2 pseudogenes are annotated in these 1,744 nt (G+C 75.6%); both read left to right on the top strand.

The features are described 5' to 3' along the window. Positions 1 to 995: pseudogene (locus C665_RS21010) on the top strand (hypothetical protein); the annotation flags it as partial. Then, a pseudogene (locus tag C665_RS19440) lies at positions 992 to 1,744 on the top strand (ATP-binding protein); the annotation flags it as partial. The pseudogenes C665_RS21010 and C665_RS19440, both read left to right, overlap by 4 nt.

Raw genomic sequence — 1,744 nt, 5'->3', positions numbered from 1 at the left:
CGGCGACAGGGGCGGGTTCGCCGCGCCGGCCAGCCCCGCCCGGCGCGGCGGCGCATGGCACGCTGCCCGCCAGCGATCCGCTCGTCGTGCTGGAGGCCCTGCTCACCTTGTGGCGCTGTACCCCCGCAGCGCTGGCGGGACCGCAGGGGGGCGAGGTCCTGCGCGGCGCGGCCGCAGCCCTGGCGGAACTCGGCGGCGGGCAGGATGCGGAGTCGGCGACGGCACGGGCATCCGGACCTGGTCGCGCGCGCACTGCAGGCGGGGACCTACCCGACGCCAGACGGCGGCGCGACGCCGGTGCAGGTTCGATACCCGCCGGCTCCCCCGCCTCCCGAGGGTTCGCACCCCCCGCTTCCATCCGCGTCGGAGCCTCTCCCCGCGCCATCGCTGCGGTAAACGCGCGCCCCGCCGCTCCGCCCCGGGCAGGAGCCCCGAGCGAAGTCACCGACCCGTTCGCGGTGACGGTGACGGCGACGCAGGCCGAGGTCGACTTCCACACCGGCCGCGGCGGGCTTTTTTTCCTGCTCAACGTGCTGAACCATCCGGGATTGCGCGCCTGGCGGGGCACCCTGCACGAACCCCACGCCGGCTGGCGCGAACTCGTCCGTCTCGCGCTCCGGCTCGAGCTCGCTCCCGACGCCCCGCTCACCGGCTTCCTGGCCGAGGCCTGCGCACTGGAGGGCGAGCAAGACCCCGTCGCCAAGCTTGCGGGCCTTGCGAAGCTGCCCGCGCGCGCCGATCCCGTCGCGGTCGACCGGGCCGTGCTGCGTCACGTCGGTGACGCGGCCCTGCGCGCGCTGCGCGCCGAGCGCCCCGCTCGCGTGCGCGCAAGTCCGAGCCATGTCGACGTCCACCTGCGCCTCGCCGAGGTCGACCTGGAGCTGCGTCGGGGCGGCCTCGACCTCGACCCTGGCTGGCTGCCCTGGCTAGGGCGGGTGGTGCGCTTTCATTACGACCGCAGCGATGCCGCCGATCGCGGAGGATCCTCACCATGAACGCCCCCGCCAGCCTGCGCCCGGAATCCGCCCCGGCGAGCGAGGGCGCGCGCCTGTCACGCGCCTTCGTCCATGCCGGCATCGCCGAGTTCGCCCGCCTCAGCGTCGGCGCCCCGTCCGCGGTCTTCGAGGCGCTTGCGGCGAGCCAGGGGGGCGAAGACCTCGCCACCCTGCTCGGTACCCCGCCTCAGGACTGGCGAGCCGCCTGCATCGCACTCGCGCAAGCCGCGCCGGAGCTGCACGGCCCCCTCGGGCGCCTGCTTGCCGACCTGAAGCTGCAGCTGCACGAGTGGTTCGCCATGGCGCTGTGCGGCGAGAACGAGTCGAGCTACCTGCTCAACCTGGCGCTCGCCGAGTTGCAGTCGCCCGGTGCGCTCCGCCCCGGCCTTCATCTCCTCTCCGCCGCGAGCGCGGCCTTGTTCGGCGCTCCGCTCGCGCCCCTCGCGCTGCCCAACCACCGCCTCGTGCGGGCGGGGGTCCTCGAGATCGTGGGCGAGGGGCCGATGCCCACCCGCAGCCTGGCGGTTGCCCCCGAGCTGTGGGCGCTGCTCTGCGGCGACCCCACCGCGTGGCGCGACACCGCGCCGCTCGCCGATGGCGACACCATGCTGCCGCGCGGCTTCCGCGAACAGATCCCCACGCTCGCGACCATGCTGCGCAGCGGCGCCACCCGCCACGTGATGTTCCGCGGCGCACGCGCGGCCGGACTTGCCGCCGCCGCGCGCCTGGCAGCGGCGGCGGGACGCCCG

The sequence above is a fragment of the Thauera aminoaromatica S2 genome, from assembly GCF_000310185.1.
Taxonomy (GTDB): domain Bacteria; phylum Pseudomonadota; class Gammaproteobacteria; order Burkholderiales; family Rhodocyclaceae; genus Thauera; species Thauera aminoaromatica.
The sequence above is the reverse complement of the archived record's forward strand: the minus strand, read 5'-3'. Positions and strand labels throughout refer to the sequence as shown.